Consider the following 15,862-nt stretch of genomic DNA (forward strand, 5'->3'; position numbering starts at 1 on the left):
ACGTCTTTTGCCCTCTGGAATGTCAAATAACTTCTCCCTCACTCCTATAGCTTTCTTTAATTCTCAAGCAAGAATCAAGAAAATGACTTATATCTCTTTATTTCTATAAGCTCTCTCATAAGAAAACAGTAATCTTGTCAATGAAATAAAACATCAACAGCGTAAAAAATATTTCCTTTCATTTAATGATTTCAACAAAATGAGCTTTCATAACCTTCTTTATCCTCATGATCAGTAATGTCACAGAGAACGCTTTTTATATTTGTTAAAAATAAGTCATAATCATAATTTATTGTTTTGCCATATGCATAAAAGAGCCCAATAGTATAAAACTCTCTCTATTAAAAACTCATCCATATTGAGACCATTAAAACTGTTTAAGAAGAGATCAAAATGTCTCTTATGAATGCTCTTAAACGCAAAAGCTACCGCAATATTAGGAACTGGAGAATATCATCTTATAAGTTTTTATATACAAAATAAAATTCAATGAGCTCTATAAAATCTTTAGGAAAGAATTAATCCCATAAGATAATTTGATACGATTTCAACAGCTAACTTAAAAGCTGATTGGTTTGTGATATACTCATAACTGATTTCATTCTAACAAGGCTATAATTTCTGAATTTAAAAAAAATCAACTTCCCTATGAATATACATCAGATGGCTTTATTTTCAGTAAGAGCACGTCTGCTCATTTCAATCATTGCATCACGAAGATGTAACTTAATTTTTGATCCAATCATCATTCCAAAGAAAGGAGACAATAAACCAGACATCGTTACAGTATGACGAATTTTGTTTTTTGAAGAACCAGACTTTTTTGAACAAATATATTCATGATCAAAACTCATGCGTGTCAGAGGAAGTTTAGCGTAATCAGAAAAACAAACATTTTTTATAACTTTATCAAGGGTAAAAGTTACTGTTGGTCCTTTTTTAGGCTTCATGCGTCCTACGGCGCCTTCTTTGAAAGCACCAGAAAGTTCTACCCATTCAAGTTCATGATCCCAACAAGGCCATGTTGCTGCATCTTCCCACATAGACCAAATCTGCTCTGCACTTGCCTCTGTGCTAATTTCTTCACTATACGTCCATTTAAACATGATAATCCCCCCTTTCCACAAAATCGCTTAATCTTTAATGACAATGAGTAATATATTAATTACCCTTAAAGTTCGCAAAACGATAAGCTATTTAAGATTCTAAAGTGTATTTAATAGGTAATGATTAACTTAACAAGCAATATTAATAAAATAAACACACAAATGTTCAGTATACATGAACACGATTGTCTACCTTAAATAAAAATAACTTTTTAAGTTCATACAATAACAAAGAAAGAACTTACACACCATTTAAGAGATCAATGTAGGCTCAATAACTTAAAACTTTCAACGGTTAATAAAATGTTGATGATTAATGTTTTACCGAAAGAAATGAGACAAAGAGCATAATAAAAATTAAAATACATCAATTTCTTTAACATTCGAATCTTTTATTGATTTTCTGCTTAACCTTTACAGAAACCATATAAAATAAAGGAAACTTGTAAAGAAGTGCTTTTTTCGTCCAACCAGATAAAAAAACGCTCTCAAAATGTAAGCGATCGTAATTTATAAAGACGTATTGCTGTCTCACCATAAAAACGCTCATCATCGAGATAAAACACATCAGGTAAATGAATAATTGTATCTTTCTTTTCTTCAAGTACGAACAGTGTATCCGCTTTTGCCCACCCCCCTCGCAAAGCTTCTACAAAAGCACGTTCACCTAAACAACGGCTATAAGGAGGATCAGCGCAGATAACATCAAATGGAAGCATTGTTCCAATCTTGCCAAGTTTGGTTGCATCACGACGCAAAATCCGCCCTATCGACTGTAATTCAAAGGCTTCGATATTTTTTTGAAGCAACCCACGCCCCTCAACCGAGTTTTCAACAAAAACAGCAGCCTTTGCTCCACGTGAAAGGGCTTCGATACCTAAAGCACCAGTACCAGCAAACAGATCAAGGACACGTTTATTGATCCAAAATTCTTCTTCACGGCTAGAAAGAATATTAAAAAGGCTTTCACGCGTACGATCACTCGTCGGGCGAATCGACTGATCAATAGGCGAAAACAAAACACGCCCAGCAAATTTACCGCCGATGATCCGCACGTGGCCCTCCAAATCGCTTCGAAGCTTTTGCATCATCACGAGGTGATTTAGATTTTTTCATAGCACCACTAAACGATTTTACCTTGTCCTTTCTCTCAAAAGAATGCTTATCAGGACCACCTTTTATCATTTTCTCTTTATCCTTTAAAAAGCGATCTTTCTTACCAAAGCTGTGCGTCTCATCATAAGATGTTTTGCCACGTTTTTGAACAAAGCTTCCCCTCTTTTCTTTATGCAAATGATTGTCTTTTCGTTTTTCCTTGCCCCGATGAAAGGATTTTTTATCAGCCAAATCGCTCTTATGAGCGCGCGATTTCTCCTCACTATAGGAATCCTTCCTCCGTACACTCTGCGGACGTGCTCCAGGAGCCATCCAAACATTCGCACGGCGAGAACGCGGTAGGAAACGCTCGGCTTTTCCTTCCTCACTTTTCCCCTTACTCACATTCTCATGAGACTTTGCTCTTAATCGTGCGCGATCATGCTCAACCGAACCATCTCTAGGATAGCGCCGTATCGCTCTTTCACTTGAGAAAACCCAACCATCATTTGCAACAGGAACATCCTTCTGGCTTTGTTTTTCCGCAACAACTGGAGAATTTGAAAAGGGCTTCAGAATAGGAGCATCAAAATCTGCATTGGCTTGCATAATCAAACGTTCTCCCAACTGATCTCGTAACATCCGACCTTTTAATTCTTGCACAGCTCCTTCTTCTAAATCAGAGAGATGAAATGGACCATAAGATACACGTATTAAACGATTAACCGATAATCCCAATGCCCCTAAAACATTCTTTATTTCACGATTTTTGCCTTCTCGCAAAGCGACAGAAAGCCATATATTCGCCCCTTGTTCACGTTCAATTGAGGCTTCAATTGAACCATAGAAAATACCATTAATCGCAATACCATTTTTAAGGTTATCCAGCGCGCTCTGCTTCACTCTTCCATGAGCACGGACGCGATATTTGCGGACCCACCCCGTTACAGGAAGCTCTAATACGCGCGCTAAGCCACCATCATTGGTTAAGAGCAAAAGCCCTTCCGTGTTAATGTCAAGCCTTCCAACAGAAAGAACGCGCGGCATTCCTTTTGGCAAATGACTAAATACTGTAGGTCTGCCTTCAGGATCACGGTTTGTGGTGACAAGCCCTGCTGGTTTATGGTAAAGCCATAAACGCGTTCGTTCTATAGGCGATAAAGGTTTGCCATCAACTTTAATAATATCAGAGCGGCTAACATTAAAAGCAGGTGTTGTCACAACTGTACCATTCACAGAAATACGACCTGCAACAATCATCATTTCTGCCTCTCGACGTGAGGCAACGCCAGCACGTGCTAACCTTTTAGCAATCCGTTCACTTTCATTATTTTCATTCATTTGCGTTTCAAACCAATCTTTGCCAGTATGTTCAGAAAATTACTCACATGCACCATACCGCTTATCTTGAAAGAGGACGTAGCACAATCATTTATCATTTTCTATCCTTTAACAGCAATAACCTATCCACTGACTCGCAAGTTTGTTTTAAACACCTAAAAAAATAAAGATATTCCTTTCATCATAAAAGAATAATAAATTATTTATTTCATAGTATTCCTTATTGAGAAATCGTTAGATTCTCTATGCCCTTGTAGACAAAACATGATGACTTTAACCCCCATGGAAATAGCCCTTTTGGAAGCACAATGGGCTGCACAAAAAGATGAGGTACCCGTAGGTGCTGTCATTACACGCGGAAAAGCTATTATTGCACGCGCTGGTAACTTTATAAAATCTGCATATGATCCTACAGGACATGCAGAAATGCGCGCAATCCGTATGGCTTGCGAAGCATTGCAAAGCGAAAGGCTTCCTGATTGCGATCTTTATGTAACACTTGAACCTTGTGCTATGTGTGCTGCTGCCATTTCATTTGCACGCATACGACGTCTGTATTATGCAACGAATGATCCCAAGGGGGGAGCTATAGAAAATGGCCCACGTTTTTATCAGCAACCAACCTGTCATCACAAGCCTGAAATTTATGCCGGTTTTAAAGAAAAAGAAGCTGCTCAATTACTCAAAGAGTTTTTTATTCAAAAGCGATCCTAAAAACAATTCTTCATCCATAACCTTCACTCTTTAGAAACTATCCTACTTCTTAAAAAAGACTATTCATCCTTCTGATATATCGAAAGCTATTTTGAAGCACTTTTCCTTTAAAACCTCTTTTAACATTGCATATTGCTTCTATGAGATGATGCTTTCATTTATAAGAATAATTGATTGTTTTGTATATAAAATATAAAGTCCAAAATATTATAAAATATTCTCACTTCAAATCTATTTATAGTGAATCAATAAAAATCTCTTTCTTACACATCACAAAGTGTGATTACCCGTCTGGATAAAAAACAATTCAAAAAAGACTAAAAATATCCCTTATAGAGACTCTTTACTGCCAAGTGACTATCGCAACATTAGTGGCTAGCAAATACAATGATGATATCAGCCTGTTCCTTCATAAGCATAAAAATAGAGGTGCACAATGGATTTTGCGTTATACTATCCACACGAGCGACAGCGTGAAATGGGTTCGAAAACCTTCATCGATTTTTCTTTGAGGAAAACGCAACACCACTCCTCTCTCGAGGTCTATTGCCATATTGCTATTTCACAGAAATAACAGCCTCCTTACCACAAAGGAAAAGCTTTGCGTGAACGAGAACTTGATCTTATAAGCAATAGGAAGAATGTCTCACATACTTTAAGGTTTTTTCTTTTCCCTAGCGACCAGTAGGAGCAGTCTTTGCAGGTTGGCGATAACTTAAAGGCGGTTCTGTGAGATAGCGGCGGTATTTTGGACTTCCAACTTGTGCTCTTTGACGACGTAGATATTCTTGTCTTTGTTTAGCATTCAACTGTGGAGGATTTTCTGAACCAACACCATTCACTGAAGACTCTTTGTGAGAAAAAGAAGGACTTCCTTGATGCTGCTTCGATGTTGCTATTTTATTGACAGATCTATCTTGTTGTGGAAGCGGTAAAAATCTGCGTGAGCTAGAACTTGGTATCACAAGCTTTTGACGGGGTTTCATAACAATCTGACTGCTATTATTTACTGGTGTTAATGAAGCAATATTAGCAACATCTTCAAAAAACTGTATCGAAACCGGTTTACTTGTCCCATAGGTAGGAGCAGAGAAATTGCACCCCGTTAAAACAAAGCATATCCCTAAAATTCCTGTTGGAAATATTTTTATTTCACGTTTTCTCACTGCTTATTCCATTTCCCAAGTATATGGCCGATTAATATTCCCGCTATTTATGAGAGAATGGTCCATACACAAATTTCCCCCCTGCAGATAAAACAACGGAATTTACTCCGTACCACAAAAAACGATATCCATCAATATCAGAAATCTACTTACATTTCTTTCCCTTGATCTAAAATTTTAAACCTTACCAAGAATTTTTAACTCTCGCAAAGCAGCTGCATCACGAGCAGAGACATCAGGATAAGTCGGATCACTCCCAACATCTTGTGTATAACGCCATGATCGCGCACACTTTTCCCCCAATGCCTTTTCTGGATATACACCAACACCTTCAACATCATTCAAAGTAAAAGCATCGGAAGGCATTGTATCCTGCGTAATTGTGAGAGCACTGGTGATACAGATCTCCGCCATATCCACATTTTCGAGCGCCTCTCGTAAAACTGGATTGGAAATAAAAACAATAGGAGCCGCTTCTAACGAGGATCCAATACGCTTATCAGCGCGCTCAAGCTCTAAAGCACCTGTCACAACTTTACGGACCTGCCGAATTTTTTTCCAACGTTCAGCCAAAGGTTGGTTTTGCCATTCTGCTGGTACAGAGCGAAATTGTTCCAAATGTACCGACTGGCTTTCTGGATAACGCTCTAACCAAGCTTCTTCCATCGTAAAAGGCAACATCGGAGCAAGCCATGTCACCATTCGTTCAAAAATCTCACGAACAACCTGCAAAGAAGCTTTACGTTTTTGTGACGAAGGTGCATCGCAATAAAGAGAATCCTTACGAATATCAAAATAAAATGCTGATAATTCAATGATTGAAAAATCTAATAATGCACGCATAATTTTTTTAAAATCAAATTCATCGTAGGCACGATTAACCAACTGATCCAGTTCAAAAAGCCGATGTAATATCAATTTTTCAAGATCTGGCAGTGCGCCATAAGATATTTCTTCTCCTTCATCATACGCTAAAGTTCCAAGCATCCAACGAATTGCATTGCGCAGTTTACGATATGAATCCACATTGGTCTGAAGAATTTTTTTACCTAAACGCTGATCTTCCCAATAATCAGTTGTCATGACCCAGAGACGAAAAATATCAGCACCAGATGTTTTAATGATCTCCTGTGGAACAACCGTATTGCCTAAAGACTTAGACATTTTTTTACCATTCTCATCCAAAGTAAAACCGTGTGTAATCACTGTCTTATAGGGCGAGCAGGCACGCGTACCACAGCTTTCCAAAAGAGAAGACTGGAACCATCCACGATGTTGATCAGAGCCTTCAAAATAAACATCAGCAGGCCATTTCAAATCAGCCCGATCTTCTAACACAAAGCTATGACTTGCTCCAGAATCAAACCAAACATCCAGAATATCATAAACCTGCACCCAAGGCTCATGTGCCCGCTCACCTAAAAAACGCTCACGCGCTCCTTCAGCAAACCATGCATCTGCCCCTTCTGCTTCAAAAGCCCGTAAAATACGCTCGTTCACGCCTTCATCTTTTAGAACAACACCATCCTCATTGGCAAAAATACAAATAGGCACCCCCCAAGAACGTTGACGAGAAAGTACCCAATCAGGACGATCTTCTATCATAGAAGCGAGGCGATTTTGTCCAGAAGATGGCACAAAACGCGTTTTTGAAACAGCTTCCAAAGCTCGACTGCGTAAAGTTGAACCATCCCCCAAATCTTTATCCATTGAAATAAACCATTGCGGTGTATTGCGAAAAATAACCGGTTTTTTCGAACGCCAACTATGGGGATAGGAATGCTTTAAACGCCCGCGTGCAAACAATCGATTTGCTTTAATTAAAGCATTAATGACCTCTCTATTGGCATCACCCATTTTTCCATTATCATCAATAACACGCGCAGGTCCTCCTTCACGATCTGGCCCAAAACCCGGAACATCTTTCGTATAGAAACCCGCATCATCAACAGGAAAAGGTATCGATGAATCAATCCCTGCTTGCTCTAATAAGGACTTATAATCATTCCAAATTTCAAAGTCCTCACGCCCATGGCTTGGTGCTGTATGGACAAAACCTGTACCCGCACTCTCTGTCACATGGTCACCCTCAAGCAGTGCAATTTTATAATTATATCCTCCAGCCAAACCTTTGAGTGGATGAGAAAGAACGAGTGTTTTCAATTCATCAGCAGAAATAACACGCAAACGTTTTAAAACAAGTTTGGCTTTTTCTGCACAACTCATTGCCAAAGCATCTGCAAAGAGAAGTTTTTCTCCCGCTTGAGGACCAAAATCATTTTCAGCACTTTCAACTTCGTAAAAACCATAAGAAATCTGGGAAGAATAACTCACTGCACGATTGCCTGGAATTGTCCATGGTGTTGTTGTCCAAATAACGACATAAGCACCATATAAATCATCAGAATTTGCTTCAAGAATAGGAAACTTAACCCAAATCATCTCTGATTCATGATCATGATATTCAATCTCAGCCTCTGCCAAAGCTGTACGCTCCACAACAGACCACATCACCGGCTTAGAACCACGATAAATCTGATCTGACATAGCAAATTTTATCAATTCACTCGCAATGCGTGCTTCTGCACGAAAAGCCATTGTGGTGTAAGGTGTGTTAAAATCTCCCACGACACCAAGGCGTTTAAATTCTTCACTTTGAACGCCCACCCAATGCTGTGCAAATTCACGACATTCTTGACGAAACTCGTTAAGAGGGACTTCGTCCTTATTTTTTCCTTGTGCGCGATACTTCTCTTCAATTTTCCATTCAATTGGAAGCCCATGGCAATCCCAACCAGGAACATAATTTGCATTAAAACCGCGCATTTGGAATGAACGGACAACCACATCCTTTAGAACTTTATTTAAAGCATGCCCGATATGAATATGACCATTTGCATAAGGTGGACCATCATGAAGAATATAAAATGGACGATCTTTTGCTTGTTGACGCAATTGCGCATAAAGTTCCATATTTTCCCAACGTGCTATCAATTCAAGCTCTTTTTGCGGAAGCCCCGCACGCATAGGAAAATTTGTTTGTGGGAGATAAAGAGTTTTTGAATAATCTATTGTTTCATTTTTCACAGTCATTGTGAAATATTCCTGTCCACTTTTACGATTTCATTTTTGCATAACTTCCCTGAACCCTGCAACTCTGGTTTTTATCTATAAGGAAAGCCGAGCTTATCATTCGTATTAAGCAGCGATCAAGAAAATATATCATCACACTCTACGGGCTTTATCATGAAATTTACAAGAAAAGAAACAAAAAAATGATCTTAAAAAAATAAAGGCTCCACTGCTAGTGGAGCCTCTTAGAAAATTACTCTTAAAATAAATTAGAATTTATAAGCGACACCAACACGGAAATCATTGGTTTTGTAGTTAACTTCAAGTTTTTCTTTTGCAAATTTCTTTTTACCAAAATCGGAATAACGATATTCTGCGCGCACAATCACATTATCCAACACAGCAAAATCAACGCCACCGCCAACAGTATAACCAATCATGGTTTTTGTTTCATCAGTTAAGTTCTTAGAAAAAACGACACTTCCATCCTCACCCTTAACAGATATTGATACAGTGTCTTGGAACTGCCCATAAGCAATACCACCAGCAAGATAAGGCATAAAGCGATCAGCAGAAAAACCAACACGTACCCGTGTAGCCCCACCCCAATTTTGTTTGAAAGTATGATTTAAAGTTTCAACTTCATCCTCTTGATCAAGACCAAATTCAGAAGCCATTCTTTTCATTTGTTCTATACCATATACACTGGAATTGTCCTTATCCGCCGCTTGTGTACTCTGTGCTCCATGAGAATGAGAACCATGTGGATTAGTACCACGCCCATGAGCACCAGAGCCATGTCCACCTGCATGAGATGTACCATGCTGATTAGAATGTCCACTACCATGGGCACTATGATGACCTCCATGCTGGGCTCCGCTTGTTCCATTGGAAGCTTTTGTCGCTGGTTCAGATGAGGCTGATCTCGCGAGTACGAGTGGCGCGCTCGGTATTGTTCTTTCTGCTAATGACGATCCCGATGTAGCTGCATTTGCTGCTGGTTGGCTTGTTTCTGATCTTGTTGATGAAGCAGAGGATGTCGTTTTTTCTGCAACCGTTTTTGTAGACGCTAATCCTGCATATGCGTTTGCTCCACTTGATCCTACTCCTGATGGTTGCTTTCCTGAGTTTGCTTCTGTGGTAGAGGACACTGATTTAGGTGCAGGCGGCTTTAATCCATTTGTTGTTGATTGATCTGATCGCCCTTGTACTTGTTGAACTGAACTTCCTGATCTAACTTGCGCTTGATTGGATTGTGTTGCTGCACCTCCTGCCGATGTAGCTCCTGTCCCTGCCGCTGATGAAGCTCCTGTACCTCCCGCTGGTGTAGCTCCTGCACCTGATGCTGCTGGAGTTCCTGCACCTGATGCTGGAGTTCCAGTACCTGCTGATGAAGTTCCTTGTGTGCTTGGTTGTGGGGTTGGAAGAGTTGGTGTTTCTGCTGATCTACGGGATCTTCCCACTGCACTTTCTACTGTAATGTTATCAGCTGCACCTATAGTGATAGTCTTTGTGTGTTTTTTCCCAGACAACATTAAATCCGTATCGACACCAAAAATAAAGCTGTCACCGAGATCAATATTAGACCCTGCATAAAAACCACCTGCAAAACCTGAAAGTTTAGGAGAGAACTCTTTATCCAATGGGACACTCTTTTCTTGACCAACAAGAGCCAAATCAGCCTTGCTCGAAAAGCCCCCAGCCTGTACTCCTAAATAAAGACCGGTCCACGAAAAAGTAGGCGCAACAACGGCAGAAGAAGAAGTCGTTGATGCTGGCTGATGAGGAATCAGCACATCAGCAGCTAGCGCTGTAGACGCTGAAATTAAAGAAAAAATAGACGCTGTTATTAAACGTTTTGTGTTCATAAAACCTCTCCAAATATCCAAAATGAGATGTATATAGAGCATCTTTTTTGAAAGATCTGTAGCAAAAATGACACACTCACAAAAAAATAAAGAAATTGTGAAAATAAGGCTTCTTAACTATTTAAGATCGCATCCAATAAAAATTTATCAACGACATCATACTAAAATTATGTGCCTTAAAATTGGATTCATTTTCATTAAATTTTTCTATGTCTGTTAAGGGTAATATTCTTTAGAAATTTCTTTTTACCTAAATCTAAATAACGGTATTCTGCATGCAACAGAACATTGTCTGTCATTGAAAATTAATGCCTGCAGAAGCTATGAAACCAATCATTGCCTTTTTTAAAACTCTGCATTCTCAGAGTTTTAAAAATCAAACATTCGCACTTTTAGATTCTTTGCATAAATATTCCTATCCTACCACATTATTTTGACGTATAAGGGCAATTTTTTGTTTTATATGTTTAATAAAAAAACTAATGCTGTCGGGTTTTCTCATTTGAAACCTGTTCTAGGTTGAAGCAATCAAAACCATATTTTTTGTATGTCACAAATGGGATGAGCATATGAATAAAACATTAAAGAAAGAATTAGATACTTCTCATGAACGCTCTTAAATCCAAGGTGTCTGTCCACAACATTGCTGGCTAACAAAGTGTGTAATATTGCCAGCTCACTCTTTTTTATTAAGTGTAAAGGTAATGGTGCTTAAGAGATTTTATATATTTCATAGGAAATTTGCCTCTACACCATTCACAAACGCAGTCCCGAAATGGGAAAAAATATTGAGAAATGTATCTTAAACTAAGCGTCTGAATATACAATAACAACTATATTCCGTCTTGCATAAGGGAGTATAATCCCATTAAAAGAAACGCAATAAACAAAAAAACAAGACAATGCGTCATGTTTATTATTTAAAGGACATTGTTCTAAATACTTTTAAAAGCTGCAAAGCCTAATTAACAGAAGATAGTAAGGTTGGAAACTAATTTCTATTTTTACAACTTTATATTCTTCTCCAATGAGAGAATGTATTTTTCTTTCAGACATTACTCCAACAGATATACGTAATACGATCGCTCGCACTTGGCTTATAAAAGAAAAATGAAGTTGATCACTGATTATGATCTTTTCTTAATTTCTGAGATTAGTAGAATAATATTAACGATATAAGATATTATAGTCGTTATAAAACCGATTATAATATCTATTTGTATTCCATAATACAAAATACTATAATGAGACAAAAGGGTTTAAGAAAGATAAAATGGAGCGCTAATAAACTAAAAGCCTCGTTAAACGAGGCTTTTATACTTTTTGTACTTATAATTTCAGTTTTATGAAATTAGAATTTGTATGCAACACCAACACGGAAGTCATTGGTTTTGTAGTTGAATTCACGTGTATCGTTTGCGAATTTCTTTTTACCAAAATCAGAGTAACGGTATTCTGCACGCAACAAAACATTATCTGTCATTGCAAAGTCAACACCACCACCAACAGTGAAACCAACCATTGTTTTGGTGTCATCGGCCCAAGTACCACCCGTCAAATCTATGTTTTGCTTATTTCCTATTGGTGGATTTTCACCCCCTTCGTCTTTCTGTTCAACTTTAGCTCTCTCTCCTTTTCCTGCAACGGATTGAACACCTTGTACTTGTGCATAAGCAATACCACCAGCAACATAAGGCATAATGCGGTCAACAGCAGAAAAACCAATACGAACGCGTGTAGCACCAGACCATTTTTCTTTGTAATTGTGTGTTTCCGTTACCTTATCACCCTTTACAAATTCTTGGGGACCTTTTAGTTCAACCTTAGCTTTTTTAAGGGCAGTATTAAAATCTGTTGCTTGACCATCAGTCAGTATCAATTCACGGGCTGTTTTTGATTCTTCGCGGCCTGCCCAAATAGCATCGGTTTCAACACCGAGAATGAGGCCATTTCCGAGGTCCACGTTAGACCCTGCATAAACACCACCCATAAAACCAGAAGGATTAGGTGTGTTATCTTTTTTGAAAAGCTTTTTGTCTTCTCCTGGAATAGTTACTTTAGTTTTACTGGAAAAGTTTCCAACTTGACCACCAATATAAAAACCTGTCCAAGAAAATGAAGGGGCAGCGATAACTGCTGGAGCTGTTTCATGAGGAATGATAACATCAGCAGCTTGTGCCGCAGAAGCCGAAATTAAAGCGACAACAGAAGTCGCTATTAACGATTTTGTATTCATAATTTTGCTCCTAAATTAACTGTAAATGATCTTATAAGGCTATAGAGTAAAAAGCTGTAGTGAAAATGTCACAATTATAAATAAAAAGCCCATAAAACAGCGGTTTTGTCAAAGATAAAAACTTCTTGGAAATTTAATTTTTTATTAATACTTTGTATTCATAATTGGTCTTTTGACAAAATCAGCGCTTGTAAGAGATCTCAACATGAAAATCATTGTTTTGCAGCATAGTTTAAGATGGTCTTTTGCAAATTGCTTCTTACCAAAACCTGAGTGATGGTATTGTGTATGCAACAAAACATTGTCTGTCATTGCAAAGTCAACACAATCACCTATATTGTGTAACAAACTGTTATCATCGTTTTAGTGGTTCATATTCCGCCTTAAAAAACAGTATAGGCTAACCCTACCTAAAAATATTCCTGTAACTTATGTCAAAGCGACTCCTATGTTGAGGTAACTCTAGAGGCAAGGCTCTACTCAAGGATATTCATCTCACATACACACCTCATGTGGGAATTACATGCGCTTACCGCCCTCAATGGTAAAGCTTTTCAATATAATAAGAAAAGGCCTCGTAACGAGGCCTTGGTATTTTTTGTGTATCTAATTTTATTTATATGAAATTAGAATTTGTATGCAACACCAACACGGAAGTCATTGGTTTTATAAGATATTTTATTGCCGTCCTTTACAAATGCTTTTTTACCGTAGTCTGAGTAACGGTATTCTGCACGCAACAGAACATTGTCTGTCATTGCAAAGTCAATACCACCACCAATGGTGAAACCAACCATCGTTTTTGACTTATCAGACAATTTAGCAGAAGCGATTTCGGCACCACCAGCTTCAACCGCCTTAAGAGTATCAACCACCTGCAGCTGCGTATAAGCAATACCACCAGCAACATAAGGCATAATACGGTCAACCGCTGCAAAGCCAATGCGAACGCGTGTAGCACCAGACCACTTCTCTTTAATAGAGGAACTCTCTATACGCTTGTCAGTTGCCTTAATATCCGAAATATGTTTTCCTGTAGCTTCCGTAGCTTTAGCTGTTGTCAGCTCAGTTTTGAAGTCTGCAACGCCATTTTCCCCAATGACCGCTGAAGACGTTTTTGATTCTTCACGGTCTGCCCAAACTGCATCGGTTTCAACACCTAGAATGATGCCATTGCCAAGATCTACGTTGGAACCTACATAAATACCACCCATGAAACCGGAAGGCTTAAATGCGGAATCTTTATCTGTAATTTTCTTTTTTGTTTCTGAGTCATATACATCAACTTTACCTGAAAAGTTTCCAACTTGACCACCGATGTAAAAACCTGTCCAAGAAAATGAAGGGGCAGATATAACTGCTGGGGCTGTTTCATGAGGGACAATAACATCAGCAGCTTGTGCCGCAGAAGCTGCTGCCATAGCGATAACAGAAGTTGTTACTAAAGATTTTATATTCATAAACTTTGCTCCTAATTTATTTATGAACACAGTGCTACAAGATTACACGGAGAAAAGCTGTAGTAAAAATGACACAGTCACAGGAAACGGAGAGCTTGCCGAAAATAAAATTGCTTCATAACTTCATTTTATACGAGAAACTACAAATTACATATGTAAATAACTTATTGATTTTAAATGAAATTGTTATTTATTGTTTTATGATTTCTTTTTAAGAAAATCTTAATAATATTTTTTTACGTCTACTATAAATGTGGAATGTGTGATAATATAGCAACAGAAAATGACAGAAGCTCTATCAAAGATAGAGCTTCTTCATTATTTAACTTACTTGCTATTAAAATTTGTAAGCAACACCAACACGGAAATCATTGGTTTTGTAAGAAGTCTCATATTTATCATTTGAGAATTTCTTTTTACCAAAATCGGAGTAACGATATTCCGCACGGACAATAATATTATTGGTCATTGCTAAATCAGCCCCCACACCAAGGGTGTAGCCAACAAGGGTCTTTGTTTCATCAGACAGAGTACCAGAAGCGATGACTTTGTCTGAATCTTTTCCTGCTATTGAAATCGATGCTATATCTTGAAGCTGTGTATAGGCAATACCACCAGCAACATAAGGCATAATGCGTTCAGCAGCAAAACCAATACGTACACGTGTTGCACCAGCCCACTTTTCTTTAAAAGTAAAACTGTTTGTTCGTTTAGCACCTTCTTTGAGTGCATCTTTACCGATATTAATTGAAGCGTCTTTTAAGAGCTTGTTAACATAATCGATGTGCTCTGGGGCAATGACATACGTTTTTCCTGTCTTTGTGTCATCCTTATTAGACCACATGATATCTGTATCAACACCTAAAATAAGGCCATTGCCAAGATCAATATTAGAACCTGCGTAAAGCCCACCCATAAAACCAGATAATTTTGGCAAATAATCATCACTTACTGGAACCTTTTGTCCTTTAGCGAGAATATCCATCTTCGTTTTACCCGAAAAACCACCAATCTGCCCACCAAAGTAGAAACCTGTCCAAGAAAAAGTTGGGGCAACAATAACGGGAGCAACAGGTGTTGGACTCGGGGGAACAATAACATCTGCTGCCTGCGCTGCTGAAACTGAAACAAAAGCGAAAGCAGAAGCTGTTATTAACCATTTCATATTCATATTTTTTCTCCATAGCTGAAATATTTATTTGAACACGTCATGTCATATAGAGCCGTAAATCCAGATATCTGTAGCAAAAATGATACACTCATAAAAAAAACAAATCCAATCAAAGCACCCTTAATGGCTTGATCTGTAGTCAATGAAAATTAAATGATGCTCATGCATAAATGAGTTCCCCTCGTCATATTTTCTCTTCTTTATGAATTTTGCAAAAATTATCTTTTCGTCTGTAATATTGAAGATGCTCTCATCATTAAATCATTTTATTTAAAGTAACCAAAATCATCCGCCTACACGTTACAAATGAACAAATGTGTGTATAACTTTTAAGAACAATAAAATGCTTCTTATGAAATTTCTCAATATCAAGGACAGCGAGAACTATTACGATATTGAGAACAAACCAAATGCCACCATTCCATTTAAGTTCATACAAATAAATTTATACAAACAATGTTTTTAGCTTCATCATTTGTAAGACCAAATGCGCATAGCCTGTGATTGTTTTTTACTGTAAAGGATGTGTATTGCAGATAAACAAAGTTTCGAGGAACTTCATGGATTGCAACAAGATCATAGTTCAACTTACTTGCTCTTTGTTTTTACTTTCAGCATTTTCATTGTTTTTGA

At 38.0% G+C, this 15,862-nt stretch carries 10 protein-coding genes; 1 reads left to right on the top strand and 9 read right to left on the bottom strand.

Annotation, left to right across the window (positions count from 1 at the left end; translation table 11 throughout):
* Nucleotides 1-659 precede the first annotated feature (659 nt).
* The 3 genes from CER18_RS02500 to CER18_RS02510 all read right to left on the bottom strand — a co-directional run bounded on the left by CER18_RS02500 (nucleotide 660) and on the right by CER18_RS02510 (nucleotide 3,542).
* On the bottom strand, nucleotides 660-1,106 hold the full coding sequence (locus tag CER18_RS02500) for a hypothetical protein (RefSeq protein ID WP_100128525.1): 447 nt from the start codon (nucleotides 1,104-1,106) through the stop codon (nucleotides 660-662).
* A gap of 488 nt (nucleotides 1,107-1,594) precedes the next feature.
* The gene (rsmD, locus tag CER18_RS02505) at nucleotides 1,595-2,161 is read right to left on the bottom strand and encodes a 16S rRNA (guanine(966)-N(2))-methyltransferase RsmD (protein WP_245410032.1); all 567 of its coding nucleotides are present in this window, start codon (nucleotides 2,159-2,161) and stop codon (nucleotides 1,595-1,597) included.
* A complete protein-coding gene (locus CER18_RS02510) occupies nucleotides 2,142-3,542 on the bottom strand; it encodes a pseudouridine synthase (protein ID WP_100128527.1) in 1,401 nt (466 codons plus the stop codon). The genes rsmD and CER18_RS02510 overlap by 20 nt, the downstream gene beginning before the upstream one ends.
* A 267-nt stretch (nucleotides 3,543-3,809) precedes the next feature.
* Between CER18_RS02510 and CER18_RS02515 the strand changes: the two genes are divergently transcribed.
* Complete coding sequence (locus CER18_RS02515; RefSeq protein ID WP_100128622.1) at nucleotides 3,810-4,256, top strand: nucleoside deaminase; 447 nt, start codon at nucleotides 3,810-3,812, stop codon at nucleotides 4,254-4,256.
* Between the two features lie 674 nt (nucleotides 4,257-4,930).
* On the opposite strand, the gene CER18_RS02520 is transcribed toward CER18_RS02515, so the two are convergent.
* The 6 genes from CER18_RS02520 to CER18_RS02545 form a co-directional block, all read right to left on the bottom strand.
* Nucleotides 4,931-5,422 (bottom strand): hypothetical protein, encoded by a 492-nt coding sequence (locus tag CER18_RS02520; protein ID WP_100128528.1) that lies wholly within the window; start codon nucleotides 5,420-5,422, stop codon nucleotides 4,931-4,933.
* Nucleotides 5,423-5,599: 177 nt separating this feature from the next.
* On the bottom strand, nucleotides 5,600-8,515 hold the full coding sequence (gene ileS, locus CER18_RS02525) for an isoleucine--tRNA ligase (protein WP_100128529.1): 2,916 nt from the start codon (nucleotides 8,513-8,515) through the stop codon (nucleotides 5,600-5,602).
* 248 nt (nucleotides 8,516-8,763) lie between these two features.
* Complete coding sequence (locus CER18_RS02530; protein WP_100128530.1) at nucleotides 8,764-10,362, bottom strand: outer membrane protein; 1,599 nt, start codon at nucleotides 10,360-10,362, stop codon at nucleotides 8,764-8,766.
* Nucleotides 10,363-11,713: 1,351 nt separating this feature from the next.
* Nucleotides 11,714-12,598, bottom strand: a complete 885-nt coding sequence (locus CER18_RS02535) for an outer membrane protein (protein ID WP_100128531.1) — start codon at nucleotides 12,596-12,598, stop codon at nucleotides 11,714-11,716.
* 626 nt (nucleotides 12,599-13,224) lie between these two features.
* Entirely contained in the window at nucleotides 13,225-14,058 is an 834-nt protein-coding gene (locus tag CER18_RS02540; RefSeq protein WP_100128532.1) for a porin, read from the bottom strand.
* Between the two features lie 337 nt (nucleotides 14,059-14,395).
* On the bottom strand, nucleotides 14,396-15,229 hold the full coding sequence (locus CER18_RS02545; protein ID WP_100128533.1) for an outer membrane protein: 834 nt from the start codon (nucleotides 15,227-15,229) through the stop codon (nucleotides 14,396-14,398).
* Between the last annotated feature and the right edge of the window lie 633 nt (nucleotides 15,230-15,862).

Origin of the sequence: Bartonella tribocorum (genome assembly GCF_002777915.1) — a bacterium.
In the GTDB taxonomy this organism is placed as follows: domain Bacteria; phylum Pseudomonadota; class Alphaproteobacteria; order Rhizobiales; family Rhizobiaceae; genus Bartonella; species Bartonella tribocorum_A.

What these genes read in the sequence shown, in the direction of transcription:
- CER18_RS02500 (WP_100128525.1), bottom strand. Translation starts at nt 1,106, where the DNA reads ATGTTTAAATGGACGTATAGTGAAGAAATTAGCACAGAGGCAAGTGCA.
- CER18_RS02510 (WP_100128527.1), bottom strand. Translation starts at nt 3,542, where the DNA reads ATGAATGAAAATAATGAAAGTGAACGGATTGCTAAAAGGTTAGCACGT.
- CER18_RS02515 (WP_100128622.1), top strand. Translation starts at nt 3,810, where the DNA reads ATGACTTTAACCCCCATGGAAATAGCCCTTTTGGAAGCACAATGGGCT.
- ileS (WP_100128529.1), bottom strand. Translation starts at nt 8,515, where the DNA reads ATGACTGTGAAAAATGAAACAATAGATTATTCAAAAACTCTTTATCTC.
- CER18_RS02530 (WP_100128530.1), bottom strand. Translation starts at nt 10,362, where the DNA reads ATGAACACAAAACGTTTAATAACAGCGTCTATTTTTTCTTTAATTTCA.
- CER18_RS02535 (WP_100128531.1), bottom strand. Translation starts at nt 12,598, where the DNA reads ATGAATACAAAATCGTTAATAGCGACTTCTGTTGTCGCTTTAATTTCG.
- CER18_RS02540 (WP_100128532.1), bottom strand. Translation starts at nt 14,058, where the DNA reads ATGAATATAAAATCTTTAGTAACAACTTCTGTTATCGCTATGGCAGCA.
- CER18_RS02545 (WP_100128533.1), bottom strand. Translation starts at nt 15,229, where the DNA reads ATGAATATGAAATGGTTAATAACAGCTTCTGCTTTCGCTTTTGTTTCA.